Source organism: Pseudomonas batumici (assembly GCF_000820515.1).
Classification (GTDB): Bacteria; Pseudomonadota; Gammaproteobacteria; order Pseudomonadales; family Pseudomonadaceae; genus Aquipseudomonas; species Aquipseudomonas batumici.
This window is the reverse complement of record NZ_JXDG01000008.1, coordinates 74,850-92,894: the sequence shown is the minus strand read 5'-3', so window position 1 is coordinate 92,894 and position 18,045 is coordinate 74,850. Positions and strand designations below refer to the sequence as shown.

Genomic DNA, 18,045 nt, shown 5'->3' with positions numbered 1-18,045 from the left:
GCAGGTTTGGCATGTATTTACTCGGGGAGCAACCGGCCTACGCCGATGAATTGATCAATCGTCTGCAGGCGATCCCGGCACAACTGCTCAAAGGCTTGAGCCCCTGTGCACAACCCCTGGAGCTTGAAGAAACCAACGACCTGAGCGCCTTGCTGCGGGACGATCAACTTTTCCTGATCGACAGTGGCCTGCTGCATGCCCGGGTCGATGAGCGTGCGCTGTTCTATCTGCACGAAGGCGATCTGGTCGGGCTGCGCCAGGGCATCGATTGGCCGCGCTGCGTCCTGAGCAGTGACAACCCACTGCGCCTGATCCCCTATCGGCGTGCCGAGGTCTTCGCCCATATCTACGCCGATGAGGCCCGCGCCGAAGCGCTGTTGCGTTACCTGATCGGCCAGACGGCGCTGCTCTCCGATGCCGTCTCGCGCCTGAAACAGCCGGAGTTCCGCAGCAGCAACGGTTTCCAGCAGGTGGCGAGCGGCGAGGTGATGATCCGCCAGGGCGACGATGCCGATCATGTGTTCATCATCACCGACGGGCACGCCGAGGCCTTTGTCGACGGCCACAAGGTCGGCGATGTGCCCAAGGACGAGATTTTCGGCGCCATGGCGGTGTTCACCGGCGAGAAGCGCAGCGCCAGCGTGATTGCCAGCCAGCCCTGCACCGTCATGCTGATCCCCAAGGACCAGTTCCTCAGCCTGACCCAGAGCAACCCGCGCATCGCTCACAGCCTGATCGAAAGCATGGCGCGGCGCATCGACCTGCTGAACAAGGAAGTGACGCGCTTGAATGCTGCCAACGCCGCTCGCTGAACCTCCCCCGCGCCGACCGTTCGCCCAGCGTCATAGCCTGGACGGGCGGTCGATAAAAAGACGTTGACTTACAAATGAGAATCACTATGATTATCACAACCGATCGCGAGATCGGTTGGATTTTCTGGAGGGCCCTGGTTCGGACTCTCCGATTATCTCCTCATCAGGCTAATCACGGTTATTGACCCGGCTTTTTTTGCCGGGTCTTTTTTTGCCTGCTCGAAAAGCCGGCCATCAAGGCGCGTCACGCCTCCCCGCCCACCGGACACTCCAGCTGCGCCAGCAGTTCATCCAGCAACCCCGAGGCCCCCAGCCGCATATGGTCGGCGTTGATCCAGGCCGTGCCGAAGCGCGAACGCGCCAGTTCGATATAGGTACGCGCGTCGTCGAACGTGCGTATGCCGCCGGCCGCCTTCAAGCCCACCAGCCCGCCACGCTCGGCAATGGCTTCGAGCATGATGCGCACCGCCTGCTCGGTGGCGTTGACCAGCACCTTGCCGGTACTGGTCTTGAGAAAATCGGCGCCGGCGGCAATCGCGTCCTGGCTGGCCTGGCGGATCATCTGCGGATCGCGCAGTTCGCCGGTCTCCAGGATCACCTTGAGCCTGGCGCGCCCCGCACAGGTATCACGGCAGGCGGCAACCATGCTCAAGCCGGTCTGCGCGTCGCCCATCAACAATGAACGGTAGGGATAGACCAGATCCACTTCATTCGCACCGGCATCGATCGCCTCCAGGGTTTCAGCGACAACCGAGGCGACATTGGCCCCGCCGTGGGGGAAGTTGACCACCGTGGCGACCCGGATAGCCTGCCCGCCCAGGCTATCGAGGGTCCGCCGCGCCAGGGCGACGAAACGGGGAAAGACACAGACCGCCGCCACCGGGCCGAAAGGTGTCTGCGCCCGCTGGCATAGCGCGATAATGCGCTCGGCATCGTCATCACCGCTCAGCGAGGTCAAGTCGAGCAGGCCGATGGCCTGACGTGCCAGTTGCTGATCTGCTTCATTCATCTGCTTCATCATTCACCCCCAACCCGGATCGTTGCATAAACGTGACGAGCGTCCGAGGCGCCTCCTCGGCAGCCTTGGGCAGCCGGATGGCGCGAAATACGCTATGGGGGCCACAATAAAGGACTCGCCTTGGCCAACGCAGGTGCCAGCCCATGACAAGGACTTAGCCCACATCAGAACAAGAAATACCCTACTCCCACCATCCCCAAGGATCAGCATGAAGTTTCTCTGCGACTCGAACACCCTGGTCGACAACGGCAGTCGTGGCTTTGTCGTGGAAGGTCGACCGCTGTTGGCCGTACGCCGTGAGGGCCGGGTCTACGTCTACCAGAATCGCTGCCCGCACCGGGGCATCGCCCTGGAGTGGCAACCCGACCAGTTTCTCGACCCCAGCGCCAGCCTGATCCAATGCGCGACCCACGGCGCCCTGTTCCTGATTGAAAGCGGCGAGTGCGTGGCCGGGCCTTGCGCCGGACAATCACTGCTGGCGATACCCTGCACGGAAGACGCCCGGGGCATCTGGCTGGCGTCCTGAGCCGCTCGGCGAGTTCTCGTACAGACCCTAGAGAAGCACCGGCAAACGGCGATCGACGCGGATCTCCTGCGGCGTCAGGCTCACCCCATAGGCCAGCACCTCGACCCCGGCCGCCACCGCTTCACGCAGGGCGGCGGCATAGCCCGGATCGATCTCCTCGGCCGGACGCACCGCCTCGATGCCGGTCAGGTTCACGCAATACAGCTGCACCGCCCGCACACCTTCGCGCGCCAGGACCGCCAACTCGCGCAGGTGCTTGGCACCGCGCTGGGTGACCGCATCCGGAAAGGCCGCAACCGCCGTGCCGTCGAAACCGAGGGTGACGCTTTTGACTTCGACAAACGCCGAACCTGTCGGGTAGTCGAGGCGAAAATCGATCCGACTGTTCTCCTGACCATAGGCCACCTCGCGCTTCAGGCCGGTAAAGCCGTCCAGCTCGTGGATGACCCCGGCCCGCAGCGCCTCTTCGACCAAGGGGTTGGCCCGCCCGGTATTCACGCAGGCCAGCCGTCCCTGCGGGGTCTCGCCGATTTCCCAGGTTCCGGGCAACTTGCGCTTGGGGTCGTTGGAACGACTGAACCAGACTTCCCCGCCCGGAACCATGCAATTGAGCATCGAGCCGGTATTGGGACAGTGAATCGTCAGCAACTCGCCGGAGGCGGTTTCGATGTCCGCCAGGAAACGTTTGTAGCGCTGGATCAGACGGCCTAATTCGAGGTCAGGAGAAAAGCGCATCAGCCTTGCCAGGTCCGCAGGCCCCGGGCAATCCGCTCCACCGCCTGCTCCAGGCGCGGCAGGCTCTGGGTGTAGGCAAATCGCACATGATGACTGGCCAGGTGGCGCCCGAAGTCCAGTCCCGGGGTAAAGGCCACGTGCTCGGTTTCAAGGAAATGACGACAGAACGCGAAGGCATCGCCGCCGAACGCGCTGATGTCGGCGTACAGGTAGAAGGCGCCCTGCGGTTCCACGGCGATCCCGAAACCCAATTCGCGCAACGCCGGCAACAGGAAGTCCCGACGCCGGGCGAACTCGGCCCGGCGCTCTTCGAGAATGCTCAGGGTATTGGGTTCGAAACAGGCCAGCGCCGCATGCTGGGCCATGCTCGACGCACTGATGTAGAGGTTCTGCGCGAGTTTTTCCAGGTCTGCCACCGCCTCGGGCGGCGCCACCAGCCAACCCAGCCGCCAGCCGGTCATGCCGAAATACTTGGAAAAGCTGTTGAGCACGAAAGCACTGTCATCGACTTCCAGCACACTGGCCGCATCGCAGCCGTAAGTCAGGCCGTGATAGATCTCGTCCACCACCAGGTGGCCATGGCGTTCCTTGATCGCCACCGACAGCGATGCCAACTCGTCGCGTGTCAGCAGGGTACCGGTGGGGTTGGCCGGCGATGCCACCAGGGCCCCGACACTGTCCTGGTCCCAATGACGCTCCACCAGGTCCGCCGTCAGCTGATAGCGCACCTCCGGCCCGACCGGTACCAGTTGCGCCGCGCCCTCCACCAGCCGTAGGAAATGCCGGTTGCACGGGTAGCCCGGATCGGCCAGCAGCCAGTGTTTGCCGGGGTCCACCAGCAGGGCGCTGGTCAACAGCAAGGCACCGGAACCGCCCGGCGTGATCAGGATGCGCTGCGGATCGATCGCCAGCCCGTAGCGCTGCTGATAGAAACCCGAGATCGCCTCGCGCAGTTGCGGCAGCCCGCGCGCCGCCGTGTAACGGGTCTTGCCCGCCTCCAGGGCGGCCTGGCCGGCGCGGATGATCGGCTCGGCGGTGGTGAAGTCCGGCTCGCCGATCTCGAGGTGGATCACATCATGCCCGGCCGCCTGCAGCTCGTTGGCGCGCGCCAGCAGGGCCATCACATGAAACGGTTCGATTGCGCGACTGCGCGCACTGTAGTGCTGAGCCATTGGCCTACCTTGATTCGACGGGGAAATGGGCGAACACCGATTCTACCCAACCTCGGGCAACCCGGAGTGTTTAACGCATCCTACGCTTCCCGGAAGATTGACTAAAATAAACAATTAACCATTATTTCACGAAGCTGACGTCTTCCATCCGGCATACATTGGCTCGCTCCTACCAACAGGGAGAGTTCAGTCACGCGTTCGACCCGACAAACCCAGCCTCGACAACCGGGAGTAGCGCACCCCGATTCGATCTGGTAAGTTCGCCCGCTTGCAGCCGCAGGGCCGGCAGGTGTCGGTGATGTTGAAATCCTGCGCAATGGATTAGAAGAGTAGAGGCGGTCCATTCATGCCCACCCAAGCAAAGCAGCAAAGCATTGAGCCAAAGATCGGCGGCTTCGAACCCTATGTTGAAAGCCAGGGCGAGGAGTACATGGGCGAGCCCATGCGCAAACACTTCACCAAGATCCTGCAGAAATGGAAGCAGGAGTTGATGCATGAAGTCGACCGCACCGTTGATCATATGAAGGACGAAGCGGCCAACTTCCCCGACCCGGCTGACCGAGCCAGTCAGGAAGAGGAATTCAGCCTCGAACTGCGCGCCCGCGACCGCGAGCGCAAGCTGATCAAGAAAATCGACAAGACCCTGCAGCTCATCGAAGACGAAGAGTACGGCTGGTGCGAGTCCTGTGGCGTCGAGATCGGCATCCGCCGACTGGAAGCCCGACCGACCGCCGACATGTGCGTCGACTGCAAGACCCTGGCGGAAATCAAGGAAAAACAGGTCGGCAAGTAATCCCCGCCGATGCCTGAGCAAACGGAGCGTGCGAACGCTCCGTTTTCGTTTGCGCCGCCGGCGCCGTCCACCGCCTACGGATTGTCCAGTAATCTGCGAACCATGACTGCCACTTCCGCCTATATCGGCCGCTTCGCCCCTACCCCCAGCGGCCACCTGCACTTCGGCTCGCTGGTCGCCGCACTGGCCTCGTACCTGGACGCACGCTCGGTCGGCGGACGCTGGCTGCTGCGCATGGAAGACCTCGATCCGCCGCGCGAAGTGCCCGGCGCCCAGGCCTCGATCCTCGACACCCTGCAGCGTTACGGTTTCGAATGGGACGGCGAACTGGTCCGCCAGAGCGAACGCCACGAGGCCTATGCCCAAGTGCTCGAGCGTCTCTTCAGCCAAGGCCTGGCGTACGCCTGCACCTGCTCGCGCAAGGACCTGGAGGCCTACCACGGCATCTACCCGGGATTGTGCCGCAACCTCGGCCACGGCATCGACAATGCCGCCATCCGCCTGCGCGTACCGGAATTGACCTACCGCTTCCAGGATCGGGTACAAGGCCCGTTCCAGCAGCACCTGGGCCGTGAAGCCGGCGATTTCGTGATCCGCCGCCGCGACGGGCTCTACGCCTACCAACTGGCGGTGGTGCTGGACGACGCCTGGCAAGGCGTGACCGATATCGTGCGGGGCGCCGACCTGCTGGACTCCACCCCGCGACAACTCTACCTGCAGGAGCTGCTCGGGCTGCCGCAGCCACGTTACCTGCACGTCCCGCTGATCATCCAGCCCGACGGCCACAAGCTCGGCAAGTCCTACCGTTCGCCACCGCTGGCGACCGACCAGGCCACGCCCCTGCTGATGCGCGCCCTGCGTACGCTGGGGCAACGCCCACCGGCGGCACTGGAGCAGGGCACGCCGCGGGAGGTCCTCGACTGGGGAATCGGCCATTGGGATGCCACACTGATTCCCAGGACAGCGACGCTGGCCGAAGCGCAATTGCACTGACGCCCCTTGCAGGTTGGCGCCCATCCGTTACCATCGCCGCACGTTTTCGGGCACGCACACAATAAAGAGAGGCCGGGATGTACATCTATCGCTTGGTCCTGCTGCTGGTGGTCGGGATCTACCTGTTCTCGCCGGCGATCATGGACTGGTGGATCGACGCCACAGGCGCCTGGTATCGCCCTTATCTGCTCTGGCTGATCCTGATCGTCGTGACCTTCATCCTGCAGAGCCAAAAAGATGCCGATGAGCTTTAGCCTGACCCAGATGCTGCTGATCAGCGCCGCCTACCTGCTGGCGCTGTTCGGCGTGGCCTGGATCAGTGAGCGGGGAGTGATCCCGCGCTCGATCATTCGCCACCCGCTGACCTACACCCTGTCCCTGGGCGTGTACGCCAGTGCCTGGGCCTTCTATGGCACAGTGGGCCTGGCCTACCAGTACGGCTACGGTTTCCTCTCCAGCTACCTGGGGGTGTCCGGGGCGTTCCTGCTGGCGCCAGTGCTGCTCTACCCGATCCTGAAAATCACCCGTACCTACCAGCTCTCGTCGCTGGCCGACCTGTTCGCCTTCCGTTTTCGCAGCACCTGGGCCGGCGCCCTGACCACGGTGTTCATGCTGATCGGCGTGCTGCCGCTGCTGGCCCTGCAGATCCAGGCGGTGGCCGACTCCATCGGCATCCTCACCCGCGAACCGGTGCAGCATCGGGTGGCCCTGAGCTTCTGCGCCCTGATCACCCTGTTCACCATCTTCTTCGGCTCGCGCCACATCGCCACCCGGGAAAAGCACGAAGGCCTGGTGTTCGCCATCGCCTTCGAGTCGGTGATCAAGCTGATCGCCATCGGCGGGGTCGGCCTGTACGCCTTGTACGGGGTGTTCGACGGCCCGCAGCAGCTCGAGCTTTGGTTGTTGCAGAACCAGACTGCCCTGGCCGCGCTGCACACACCGTTGCAGGAAGGTCCGTGGCGCACCCTGCTGCTGGTGTTCTTCGCCTCGGCCATCGTGATGCCGCACATGTATCACATGACCTTCACCGAGAACCTCAACCCGCGCTCGCTGGTCAGCGCCAGCTGGGGCCTGCCGCTGTTCCTGCTGCTGATGAGCCTGGCGGTGCCGCTGATTCTCTGGGCCGGGCTCAAGCTCGGCGCCACCACCAACCCGGAATACTTCACCCTCGGCATCGGCATTGCCGCCAACAACGAGGCGCTGGCCCTGCTGGCCTACGTCGGCGGACTCTCGGCGGCGAGCGGCTTGATCATCGTCACGACCCTGGCGCTGTCCGGCATGGCCCTGAACCACCTGGTGCTGCCGCTCTACCAGCCCCCGGCCGAAGGCAATATCTATCGCTGGCTGAAGTGGACGCGCCGCGCCCTGATCGTCGCCATCATCATGGCCGGCTACGGTTTCTACCTGCTGCTGGGCGCCGAGCAGGACCTCGCCCACCTCGGCATCGTCGCCTTCGTCGCGACCCTGCAATTCCTTCCCGGCGTGCTCTCGGTGCTCTACTGGCCGACCGCCAACCGGCGTGGCTTCATCGCCGGCCTGCTGGCGGGGATCACGGTCTGGCTGGTGACCATGCTGCTGCCGCTGGTCGGCAACCTGCAGGGTTTCTATATTCCGTTGTTGAACATGATCTATGTGCTCGACGACACCAGTTGGCATATGGCGGCCATTGCCTCCCTGGCGGCCAACGTGCTGATGTTCACCCTGATCTCGCTGTTCACCGCCGCCAGCCCCGAAGAGGCCAGCGCCGCCGAAGCCTGCGCGGTCGACAACGTGCGGCGCCCGCAACGCCGCGAACTGCACGCCGCCTCGCCGCAGGAATTCGCCACCCAACTGGCCAAGCCCCTGGGGGCCAAGGCCGCGCAGAAAGAGGTCGAACAGGCCCTGCGCGATCTCTACCTGCCCTTCGACGAACGCCGGCCGTACGCCTTGCGCCGCCTGCGCGACCGCATCGAAGCCAACCTGTCCGGGCTGATGGGCCCCAGCGTGGCCCAGGACATGGTGGAAACCTTCCTGCCCTACAAGGCCGGCGGCGAAAGCTACGTCACCGAAGACATCCACTTCATCGAAAGCCGCCTGGAAGACTACCACTCGCGTCTCACGGGCCTGGCCGCCGAACTCGATGCCCTGCGTCGCTACCACCGCCAGACCCTGCAGGAATTGCCCATGGGCGTCTGCTCCCTGGCCAAGGACCAGGAAATCCTGATGTGGAACAAGGCCATGGAAGAGCTCACCGGCGTGACCGCGCAGCGCGTGGTCGGTTCGCGCCTGGGCACCCTGGGCGAACCCTGGAAGGATTTGCTGCAAGGCTTCATCAACCTGCCGGACGAACACCTGCACAAGCAGCACCTGGCCCTCGACGGCCAGACCCGCTGGCTGAACCTGCACAAAGCGGCCATCGACGAGCCGCTGGCGCCGGGCAACAGCGGCCTGGTGCTACTGGTCGAAGACCTGACCGAAACCCAGATGCTCGAAGACAAGCTGGTGCACTCCGAACGCCTGGCCAGCATCGGCCGCCTGGCGGCCGGCGTCGCCCACGAGATCGGCAACCCGATCACCGGCATCGCCTGCCTGGCGCAGAACCTGCGCGAAGAGCGCGAGGACGACGGTGAACTGACCGAAATCAGCGGACAGATCCTCGAACAGACCAAGCGTGTGTCGCGCATCGTCCAGTCACTGATGAGCTTTACCCACGCCGGCAGTCACCAGCACAACGACGAAGCCGTCTGCCTGGCCGAGGTCGCCCAGGATGCCATTGGTCTGCTGGCCTTGAATCGGCGCAACTTCGAAGTACAGTTCTTCAACCTGTGCGATCCCGAGCACTGGGTCGACGGCGATTCCCAGCGCCTGGCCCAGGTGCTGATCAACCTGCTTTCCAACGCCCGCGACGCCTCCCCTGCCGGCGCTGCGGTGCGGGTCAAGAGCGAAGCTTTCGAACACACGGTCGACCTGATCGTCGAAGACGAAGGCACTGGCATCCCGAAGAACATCATGGACCGTTTGTTCGAACCCTTCTTCACCACCAAGGATCCTGGCGAGGGCACTGGACTGGGCCTCGCTCTGGTCTATTCCATCGTTGAAGAGCATTATGGACAAATCACCATCGACAGCCCGGCTGACATCCAAAGCCAACGCGGCACCCGTATCCGGGTCACCCTGCCGCGTCATGTCGAAGCGACGTCCGCTGTGAACTGAGACCGTCGAGAGAACCGAATCAATGCCTCACATTCTGATCGTCGAAGACGAAACCATTATCCGCTCCGCCCTGCGTCGCCTGCTGGAACGTAATCAGTACCAGGTCAGCGAAGCCGGTTCGGTGCAGGAAGCCCAGGAACGTTTCAGTATCCCCTCGTTCGACCTGATCGTCAGCGACCTGCGTCTGCCCGGCGCCCCCGGCACCGAACTGATCAAGCTCGGCCAAGGCACGCCGGTGCTGATCATGACCAGCTACGCCAGCCTGCGCTCGGCCGTGGACTCGATGAAAATGGGCGCGGTGGACTACATCGCCAAGCCATTCGACCACGATGAGATGCTCCAGGCCGTGGCCCGCATCCTGCGCGATCGGCAGGGCGGACAAGGCGCCCCGGCCGAGAAAGTCGCCGGCAAGGGCAATGGCGCGGCGGAAAAAGCCGGTGCCGGCAACGGCGAAATCGGCATCATCGGCTCCTGTGCGCCGATGCAGGACCTCTACGGCAAGATCCGCAAAGTGGCGCCCACCGACTCCAACGTCCTGGTCCAGGGCGAGTCGGGCACCGGCAAGGAACTGGTGGCCCGCGCCCTGCACAACCTGTCCAAGCGAGCCAAGGCGCCGATGATCTCGGTCAACTGCGCGGCGATCCCGGAAAGCCTGATCGAGTCCGAACTGTTCGGCCACGAAAAAGGCGCCTTCACCGGTGCCAGCGCCGGTCGCGCCGGTCTGGTGGAAGCCGCCGACGGTGGCACCCTGTTCCTCGACGAAATCGGCGAACTGCCCCTCGAAGCCCAGGCGCGTCTGCTGCGGGTGCTGCAGGAAGGCGAGATCCGTCGGGTCGGCTCGGTGCAGTCGCAGAAAGTCGACGTGCGCCTGATCGCCGCGACCCACCGCGACCTCAAGAGCCTGGCCAAGATCGGCCAGTTCCGCGAAGACCTTTACTACCGCCTGCACGTCATCGCCCTGAAGCTGCCGGCGTTGCGCGAGCGTGGGGCCGACGTCAACGAGATCGCCAATGCCTTCCTCGCCCGCCAGAGCGCACGGGTGGGCCGCAGCGACCTGCGATTCGCCCCCGACGCCGAACAGGCCATTCGCCATTACGCCTGGCCAGGTAACGTCCGCGAACTGGAGAACGCGGTCGAGCGCGCGGTGATCCTGTGCGAGAGCCCGGAAATCTCCGCCGACCTGCTGGGCATCGACATCGAGCTCGGCGACCTGGAAGAGGAAGAATTCATCAGCCTGGCGCCGCAACCGGTCAGCGCCAGCAACGCCAGCCATGAGCCGACCGAAGACCTGTCGCTGGAAGATTACTTCCAGCATTTCGTCCTCGAGCACCAGGACCACATGACCGAGACCGAGCTGGCCCGCAAGCTCGGCGTCAGCCGCAAGTGCCTGTGGGAACGGCGCCAGCGCCTGGGCATTCCACGGCGCAAGACCGGCGTGGCCAGCGAGAGCTGAGCCGGGCGCGCGCACGGGTAACACTCCGTGCGCTGAAAAAACTGTTACCCGAGGATTTTCACGTAACAAAAGCCGGGTCTATCGGTAACGAGGATCCGGCTTTTTTCTGCCCCGAAAAAACCATCCGCCCGGGAAAACCCAATGTTTACGGGGTTTCGCAAAAGTTGGCACGGCACCTGCTATAGCTTTGGTACAAGAACAATAACAAGCAATGCAGCAGACAATAAAAACAAGACGTATCGACTCACGCACAATAAAAACAACACGGCGAGAGGCGTAGCTAACTGATTCTTTTGGAGAAGTACTGTAATTGGGGCTTGCCCCACGACCAGGCCGAGAACAACAAAAACTGCCCTCAAGGCAGCGCCTGAACTGGTTGGATCCCTCGGATCATCACACTACAGCGATCAAAGCAATCCGTTTGCTCTTGGCTCCCGGTTGGGAGCGCCCACAGGCTTGAAGCCTAGTGGCACAGGGCGATCAACAAAAACAAGAAGCCCGCAACCATAATAAAAATAGAGCACGCAACTACTTCTGGGGGAGCTTCGGCTCCCCTTGTAGTTTCCGCGATATAGTTTCCGCGATACAGCCCCAGCAAGCCCCCACCCTGATGCCGGATCGATCGATTCGCGGCCTCGCAACGCCCGTAGGCAGCGGTCTCCCCCTGTCTCTGCCCGATACTGCGGCGGCTTCCTACACCATCCCTCGACTAAATGCTAGAATCCTCGCCCATCGTGCGGTCATTCTTCGTGGTGGCCGAATATTCCTTCAAACAGTGCCTCCCATGCTGAAGAAGCTGTTCCAGTCATTCCGTTCTCCCTCGCGTCGAACGCAACATAAACGCAGCACCCCTGAAGTGCTCAACAGCAGCCAACACTCGCTGCAAAAGGCCCAGTTCAGCCGGTATGCGGTGAATATCGTCGAGCGCCTGCAGAACGCCGGCTACCAGGCCTACCTGGTCGGCGGCTGCGTGCGCGACCTGCTGCTGAACATCACCCCCAAGGATTTCGACGTCGCCACCAGCGCCACGCCCGAACAGATCCGCGCCGAATTCCGCAACGCCCGGATCATCGGTCGTCGCTTCAAACTGGTGCATATCCACTTCGGTCGGGAAATCATCGAGGTCGCGACCTTTCGCGCCAACCACCCGCAAGACGAAGACGAGGACAGCAACCAGTCCTCGCGCAACGAAAGCGGGCGGATCCTGCGCGACAACGTCTACGGCACCCTCGAAGACGATGCGCAACGCCGCGATTTCACCATCAACGCCCTGTATTACGATCCGGTCAGCGAGCGCATCCTCGACTACGCCAATGGCGTGCACGATATCCGCAACCGCCTGATCCGCCTGATCGGCGACCCGACCCAGCGCTACCAGGAAGACCCGGTGCGCATGCTGCGGGCCGTGCGTTTCGCCGCCAAGCTGGATTTCGGTATCGAGAAGCACACCGTCACGCCGATTCGCAACCTGGCGCCGATGCTGCGCGAGATCCCGTCGGCCCGCCTGTTCGAAGAAGTGCTCAAGCTGTTCCTCTCGGGCTATGCCGCCGACACCTTCGAAATGCTGGTGGACCTCAAGCTGTTCGAACCGCTGTTCCCGGCCAGCTTCGAGGCCCTGGAGCACAACCCGACCTACACCCACACGCTGATCAGCGAAGCCTTGATCAACACCGACCTGCGCATCCAGCAGAACAAGCCGGTGACCCCGGCGTTCCTGTTCGCCGCGCTGCTCTGGCCGGCCCTGCCCGCCCGCGTCCTGCGCTTGCAGGCCCGTGGCATGCCGCCGATTCCGGCGATGCAGGAAGCTGCCCACGAATTGATCAGCGAACAGTGCCAGCGCATTGCGATTCCGAAGCGCTTCACCCTGCCGATCCGCGAGATCTGGGACATGCAGGAACGCTTGCCACGGCGTAGCGGCAAGCGTGCCGACGTGCTGCTGGACAACCCGCGCTTCCGCGCCGGCTACGACTTCCTGCTGCTGCGCGAAACCGCAGGCGAGGAGACCGATGGCCTGGGTGACTGGTGGACCGATTACCAGGATGCCAACGACGCCGGTCGTCGCGACATGATCCGCGACCTGGGCAGCAAGGAAGAAGGCACCGGTCCGCGCAAACGCCGTCGCAGCAGTGCCGGCAAGCGCAAGCGTACCGCCGGTTCGGACGAGTAAGTCGATGGAACACGTGTATATCGGGCTGGGCAGCAACCTGGCGGACCCGGCGGAGCAGTTGCGCAACGCCGTCCAGGCCCTGGGGCAACTGCCCGACAGCGTGCTGGTGGGGGTTTCCGCGTTCTACCAGAGCGATTCGTTGCTGCCTGGCCAGCCGCGCTACACCAACGCCGTCGTCGCCCTCGACAGCGACCTGGCGCCCCTGGCGTTGCTGGATGCGCTGCAGGCCATCGAAATCGACCAGGGCCGCGAGCGCCACGAGCGCTGGGGGCCACGCACCCTCGACCTGGATATCCTGTTGTTCGGCGACCGCCTGATCGACGAGCCGCGCCTGAAGGTCCCGCACTACCATATGCAGGCCCGACCGTTCGTGCTGTATCCGCTGGCGGAACTGGCACCGGTCGATCTGCAACTGGCCGATGGCCGCACCCTCAAGGCGCTGCTGGCGGACTGCCCGTTCGTCGGCCTGGAACGTCTTCCCCACTAGGAACCACGGGCAGCGGCTCTTGATGGGCTACAGGCACCCGTGACATCTGGCTTGAAACGCCGACCTAATGTGGGAGCCGGCTTGCTGGCGATGAGGCCCTCAAGCCTTGTGGCGTTCTGACGAACGCCATCGCCGGCAAGCCGGCTCCTACAGTGACCGCGTGGTGCTACGGCCTTGCTGAATCGCATCAGTTACGCCGGTAACACTCACGGCGTAACATGGCGGTAACACACACGATTGACTTCCCCAGTTCTCCTCACGACTATAGGCGTCCCGTTGCCGCCCCTGCGGCGTTTAAAGGGCGCAATCCAGGCTTTGCAAGCACGACATCAGAACGTGCGCCTGTATACACGACGAATCACGCGCGTTACTCGCAGTCATTTGCACGGCGCCTGAATGAGGACTTTTTCATGCCAGACATTACCCTGACCACCCTGCAAGGCCTCAAGCAAAAGGGTGAGAAAATCACCATGCTGACCTGCTACGACGCGACCTTCGCCCATGCCTGCTGCACCGCCGGTGTCGAAGTGCTGCTGATCGGCGATTCGTTGGGCATGGTTACCCAAGGGCATGACAGCACACTGCCGGTCACCGTGGCCGACATCTGCTACCACACCGCCAGCGTCAAGCGCGGCAACCAGGGGGCCTTCATCATGGCCGACCTGCCGTTCATGGCCTACGCCACCGTCGAGCAGACCCTGCACAACAGCGGCCTGCTGATGCAGGCCGGCGCGCACATGGTGAAGGTCGAAGGGGCCGCCTGGCTGGCCGACTCCATCCGCCTGCTGGCCGAACGCGGCGTACCGGTGTGCGTGCACATGGGCCTGACCCCGCAGTCGGTGAACCTCTTCGGCGGCTACAAGGTCCAGGGCCGCGGCGAAGCCCAGGCCCGGCAGATGCGTGCCGACGCCATCGCCCTGGAGCAGGCCGGCGCGGCGATGATCCTCCTCGAATGCGTACCGAGCGAACTGGCCGCGGAAATCACCCAGGCGGTGAAGGTCCCGGTGATCGGCATCGGCGCCGGCAGCGCCACCGACGGCCAGGTCCTGGTCCTGCACGACATGCTCGGCCTGTCCATCAGCGGTCGCGTGCCCAAGTTCGTGAAGAACTTCATGGCCGGCCAGGACAGCCTCCACGGGGCGCTCAGCGCCTATGTCAGCGAGGTCAAGGCCGCCACTTTCCCCGGCATCGAACACGGATTCAGCGCATGAACACAGTCAAGACCGTTCTCGAACTGCGCGCCGCCGTGGCCCGTGCCCGCAGCGAGGGCAAACGCATCGGTTTCGTGCCGACCATGGGCAACCTGCACAGCGGCCACGCGGCCCTGGTGACCAAGGCCGCCCAGCGCGCGGACTTCGTGGTGGCGAGCATTTTCGTCAACCCGCTGCAATTCGGCGCCAACGAAGACCTGGACAAATACCCGCGCACCCTCGCCGCCGACCAGGAGAAGCTGCTCGAGGCCGGTTGCAACCTGCTGTTCGCCCCCAGCGTCGAGGAAATGTACCCCGGCGGCATGAGCGGACAGACCCGCGTCAGCGTCCCGCAACTGTCCGAAGGCCTGTGCGGTGCCAGCCGTCCCGGGCATTTCGAAGGGGTGGCGACGGTGGTCAGCAAACTGTTCAACATGGTCCAACCGGACCTGGCGGTGTTCGGCCAGAAGGATTTCCAGCAACTGGCGGTGATCCGGCAGTTGGTGCATGACCTGAACATGCCGATCCAGATCATCGGCGAGCCGACCGTACGCGCCAACGACGGCCTGGCGCTGTCCTCGCGCAACGGTTTCCTCAGCGAAGAACAGCGGGCCAAGGCGCCGACGCTGTACCGCAGCCTGAAACAGATCGCCGACGCCATCGAACAGGGCGAGCGCGACTATCCCAAGCTGTTGGCCGAGCAGAACCGGCAGATCGAAAGCGCCGGTTTCCGGGGCGACTACCTGGAAATCCGCCACGCCCTGACCCTACGCCCGGCCACGCCGGAGGACCGTGACCTGGTGATCCTGGTCGCCGCGTTCCTCGGCACCACGCGCCTGATCGACAACCTGCACCTGAACCTCGACAGCCCGGCCTGATCGCCCGATTGCCCGACCCCACGGCTTCGGGCAAACTGCCGCCGCCCGGCGCCACGCACCGCAAATGCGTGGCGCCGCACGAGGATCCGACCAAGGAAACAGCCCATGCACGCCATCATGCTCAAAGCCAAATTGCATCGCGCCGAAGTCACCCACGCGGTGCTCGATTACGAAGGTTCCTGCGCCATCGACGGCGAGTGGCTGGACCTGGCCGGCATCCGTGAATACGAACAGATCCAGATCTACAACGTCGACAATGGCGAGCGCTTCACCACCTACGCCATTCGCGGCGAAGAAGGTTCGCGGATCATCTCCGTGAACGGTGCCGCGGCCCACAAGGCCGGCGTCGGCGACCGGGTGATCATCTGCGCCTACGCCCATTACAGCGAGGCCGAGCTGGTCGACTTCAAACCCCGCATGCTCTACATGGCCCCGGGCAACGAGTTGAGCCACACCAGCCACTCGATTCCGGTGCAGGTCGCCTGATCGCCGCCCGGCCGCGTACGCAAAAAACGCCTTTCAGCCCCGAGAGTGCGAAAAAGTACCGAGTAAAGGTCAGACAAAGCCAAGACAGATGCAGGCGCGAGCGTTACTGTAATCGCCCCTGCATCATTCAACCGTGCTGACGCAGGTTGCCGGACACTGCCACCGATTAAAGGGACGTTCCGGCGTTTCTGGTGTCCAACAAGCCAAATGTCCAAAAGGCAGCTCTCGTAAAAGGAAACCCGCAGCGATGGCGTACTACCGCACTCCTCACGACGTGACCGCTCTGCCCGCCTGGCAGGCGCTGAACCAACACCGCGACAACATGCACAATTTCAGCATGCGCGAAGCTTTCAATGCCGATCCGCAGCGCTTCAATCAGTTCACCCTCAGCAGCTGCGGGTTGTTCCTCGACTACTCCAAGAACCTGATCACCCAGGAAACCCGCAACCTGCTGGTAGGCCTGGCCAACGAAGTCGACCTGCAAGGCGCGATCAAGGCGCTGTTCGCCGGTGAGCTGGTCAACGCCTCCGAAGGTCGTCCGGCGCTGCACACCGCCCTGCGCCGCCCGGTAGGCGACAAGCTGTCGGTCAAAGGCGTCAACGTGATGCCCGACGTGCACAAAGTGCTGAACCAGATGACCGAGCTGGTCGGAAAAATCCACGACGGCCTGTGGCGCGGCTACAGCGAGAAGCCGATCACCGACGTGGTGAACATCGGTATCGGTGGTTCGTTCCTGGGTCCGGAACTGGTTTCCGAGGCGTTGCTGTCCTACGCCCAGAAAGGCGTGCGCTGCCATTACCTGGCGAATATCGATGGCAGTGAGTTCCATGAGCTGTCGGCCAAGATCCGCGCCGAGACCACCCTGTTCATCGTCTCGTCGAAAACCTTCACCACCCTTGAAACCCTGAAGAACGCCCGTGCCGCACGTGACTGGTACCTGGCCCAGGGCGGCTCCGAAGCGGAGCTGTACAAGCACTTCATCGCGGTATCGAGCAACAACGCCGCCGCCGTGGCCTTCGGTATCCGTGAAGAAAACATCTTCCCGATGTGGGACTGGGTCGGCGGGCGCTACTCGCTGTGGTCGGCCATCGGCCTGCCGATCGCCCTGGCCATCGGCATGTCGAACTTCAAGGAACTGCTGTCCGGTGCCTACACCATGGACCAGCATTTCCAGACCGCGCCGTTCGAACAGAACATGCCGGTGCTGCTGGCCCTGCTGGGGGTCTGGTACGGCAACTTCTGGGGCGCGCAGAGCCACGCGATCCTGCCGTACGATCACTACCTGCGCAACATCACCAAGCACCTGCAACAGCTGGACATGGAATCCAACGGCAAGAGCGTGCGCCAGGACGGCACGCCGGTGTCTACCGATACCGGCCCGGTGATCTGGGGTGGCGTCGGTTGCAACGGCCAGCACGCCTACCACCAGTTGCTGCACCAGGGCACCCAGTTGATCCCGGCCGACTTCATCGTGCCGATTGTCAGCTTCAACCCGGTGGCCGACCACCACCAGTGGCTGTACGCCAACTGCCTGTCGCAAAGCCAGGCGTTGATGCTCGGCAAGACCCGCGCCGAAGCGGAAGCCGAGCTGCGTGAAAAGGGCCTGAGCGAAGCCGAGGTGCAAAAACTGGCAGCGCACAAGGTGATCCCGGGCAACCGTCCGAGCAACACCCTGGTGGTCGAGCGCATCAGCCCTCGCCGTCTCGGCGCCCTGGTGGCGATGTACGAACACAAGGTCTTCGTGCAGAGCGTGATCTGGGGCATCAACGCCTTCGACCAATGGGGCGTGGAGCTGGGCAAGGAACTGGGCAAGGGCGTCTACAACCGCCTGACCGGCAGCGAGGAAAGCGCGGCGGAAGACGCTTCGACCCAAGGGTTGATCAACTACTTCCGTGGTCGCCATCGCGGCTGATCGCACGCGCCTGCGCGCAATGCAGTGATCGACACAAGACCTGTGGGAGCCGGCTTGCCGGCGATGAGGCCCTCGAGGCTTGCGTCGATCTTGCGGCCGCCATCGCCAGCAAGCCGGCTCCCACAAAGACCGTGTGCAGACAGAGGCATCCCGGGCGCATCTGCCCGGGACGTCAATTGGAGCAGGCTCACCCTTTTACCCCCTTGAACCCCGCCCCAACAGGGTGCAACC

16 protein-coding genes are annotated in these 18,045 nt (G+C 63.5%); 13 read left to right on the top strand and 3 right to left on the bottom strand.

Going from position 1 to position 18,045, the window contains the following annotated elements:
- Positions 1–11 precede the first annotated feature (11 nt).
- Entirely contained in the window at positions 12–812 is an 801-nt protein-coding gene (locus UCMB321_RS04395; protein WP_040064159.1) for a Crp/Fnr family transcriptional regulator, read from the top strand.
- Between the two features lie 244 nt (positions 813–1,056).
- On the opposite strand, the gene deoC is transcribed toward UCMB321_RS04395, so the two are convergent.
- Positions 1,057–1,830 (bottom strand): deoxyribose-phosphate aldolase, encoded by a 774-nt coding sequence (gene deoC / locus UCMB321_RS04390; protein WP_040064196.1) that lies wholly within the window; start codon positions 1,828–1,830, stop codon positions 1,057–1,059.
- A 208-nt stretch (positions 1,831–2,038) separates the two neighbouring features.
- On the opposite strand from deoC, the gene UCMB321_RS04385 reads away from it, so the two are divergent.
- Positions 2,039–2,356: a Rieske (2Fe-2S) protein gene (locus tag UCMB321_RS04385; RefSeq protein WP_040064158.1), complete on the top strand. Its 318-nt coding sequence runs from the start codon at positions 2,039–2,041 to the stop codon at positions 2,354–2,356.
- 27 nt (positions 2,357–2,383) lie between these two features.
- Here the strand turns inward: UCMB321_RS04385 and sfsA are convergent, their stop codons facing one another.
- The gene (gene sfsA, locus UCMB321_RS04380) at positions 2,384–3,091 is read right to left on the bottom strand and encodes a DNA/RNA nuclease SfsA (RefSeq protein ID WP_040064156.1); all 708 of its coding nucleotides are present in this window, start codon (positions 3,089–3,091) and stop codon (positions 2,384–2,386) included.
- The gene (locus UCMB321_RS04375; protein WP_040064154.1) at positions 3,091–4,263 is read right to left on the bottom strand and encodes a pyridoxal phosphate-dependent aminotransferase; all 1,173 of its coding nucleotides are present in this window, start codon (positions 4,261–4,263) and stop codon (positions 3,091–3,093) included. Before UCMB321_RS04375 ends, sfsA begins: the two co-directional genes overlap by 1 nt.
- Positions 4,264–4,609: 346 nt before the next feature.
- On the opposite strand from UCMB321_RS04375, the gene dksA reads away from it, so the two are divergent.
- From dksA to pgi, 11 genes are all read left to right on the top strand, one after another.
- Positions 4,610–5,056, top strand: a complete 447-nt coding sequence (gene dksA / locus UCMB321_RS04370) for an RNA polymerase-binding protein DksA (RefSeq protein WP_040064153.1) — start codon at positions 4,610–4,612, stop codon at positions 5,054–5,056.
- A gap of 102 nt (positions 5,057–5,158) precedes the next feature.
- Positions 5,159–6,049: a tRNA glutamyl-Q(34) synthetase GluQRS gene (gene gluQRS, locus UCMB321_RS04365; protein WP_040064194.1), complete on the top strand. Its 891-nt coding sequence runs from the start codon at positions 5,159–5,161 to the stop codon at positions 6,047–6,049.
- A gap of 77 nt (positions 6,050–6,126) precedes the next feature.
- Positions 6,127–6,303, top strand: a complete 177-nt coding sequence (locus tag UCMB321_RS30580; RefSeq protein ID WP_003176118.1) for a hypothetical protein — start codon at positions 6,127–6,129, stop codon at positions 6,301–6,303.
- The gene (locus tag UCMB321_RS04355) at positions 6,287–9,241 is read left to right on the top strand and encodes a sensor histidine kinase (RefSeq protein ID WP_167337416.1); all 2,955 of its coding nucleotides are present in this window, start codon (positions 6,287–6,289) and stop codon (positions 9,239–9,241) included. The genes UCMB321_RS30580 and UCMB321_RS04355 overlap by 17 nt, the downstream gene beginning before the upstream one ends.
- Positions 9,242–9,263: 22 nt before the next feature.
- Complete coding sequence (locus UCMB321_RS04350; protein ID WP_040064146.1) at positions 9,264–10,694, top strand: sigma-54-dependent transcriptional regulator; 1,431 nt, start codon at positions 9,264–9,266, stop codon at positions 10,692–10,694.
- 784 nt (positions 10,695–11,478) lie between these two features.
- Positions 11,479–12,861, top strand: coding sequence for a polynucleotide adenylyltransferase PcnB (locus tag UCMB321_RS04345; protein WP_040064145.1), 1,383 nt, complete (start codon positions 11,479–11,481; stop codon positions 12,859–12,861).
- A gap of 4 nt (positions 12,862–12,865) precedes the next feature.
- Positions 12,866–13,348, top strand: a complete 483-nt coding sequence (gene folK / locus UCMB321_RS04340; protein WP_040064143.1) for a 2-amino-4-hydroxy-6-hydroxymethyldihydropteridine diphosphokinase — start codon at positions 12,866–12,868, stop codon at positions 13,346–13,348.
- A gap of 410 nt (positions 13,349–13,758) precedes the next feature.
- Positions 13,759–14,559: a 3-methyl-2-oxobutanoate hydroxymethyltransferase gene (panB, locus tag UCMB321_RS04335; protein ID WP_040064142.1), complete on the top strand. Its 801-nt coding sequence runs from the start codon at positions 13,759–13,761 to the stop codon at positions 14,557–14,559.
- Entirely contained in the window at positions 14,556–15,416 is an 861-nt protein-coding gene (gene panC, locus UCMB321_RS04330) for a pantoate--beta-alanine ligase (protein ID WP_040064141.1), read from the top strand. The genes panB and panC overlap by 4 nt, the downstream gene beginning before the upstream one ends.
- 105 nt (positions 15,417–15,521) lie before the next feature.
- On the top strand, positions 15,522–15,902 hold the full coding sequence (gene panD, locus UCMB321_RS04325; RefSeq protein WP_040064140.1) for an aspartate 1-decarboxylase: 381 nt from the start codon (positions 15,522–15,524) through the stop codon (positions 15,900–15,902).
- Positions 15,903–16,149: 247 nt separating this feature from the next.
- Entirely contained in the window at positions 16,150–17,814 is a 1,665-nt protein-coding gene (pgi, locus tag UCMB321_RS04320; RefSeq protein ID WP_040064139.1) for a glucose-6-phosphate isomerase, read from the top strand.
- Positions 17,815–18,045: the final 231 nt, after the last annotated feature.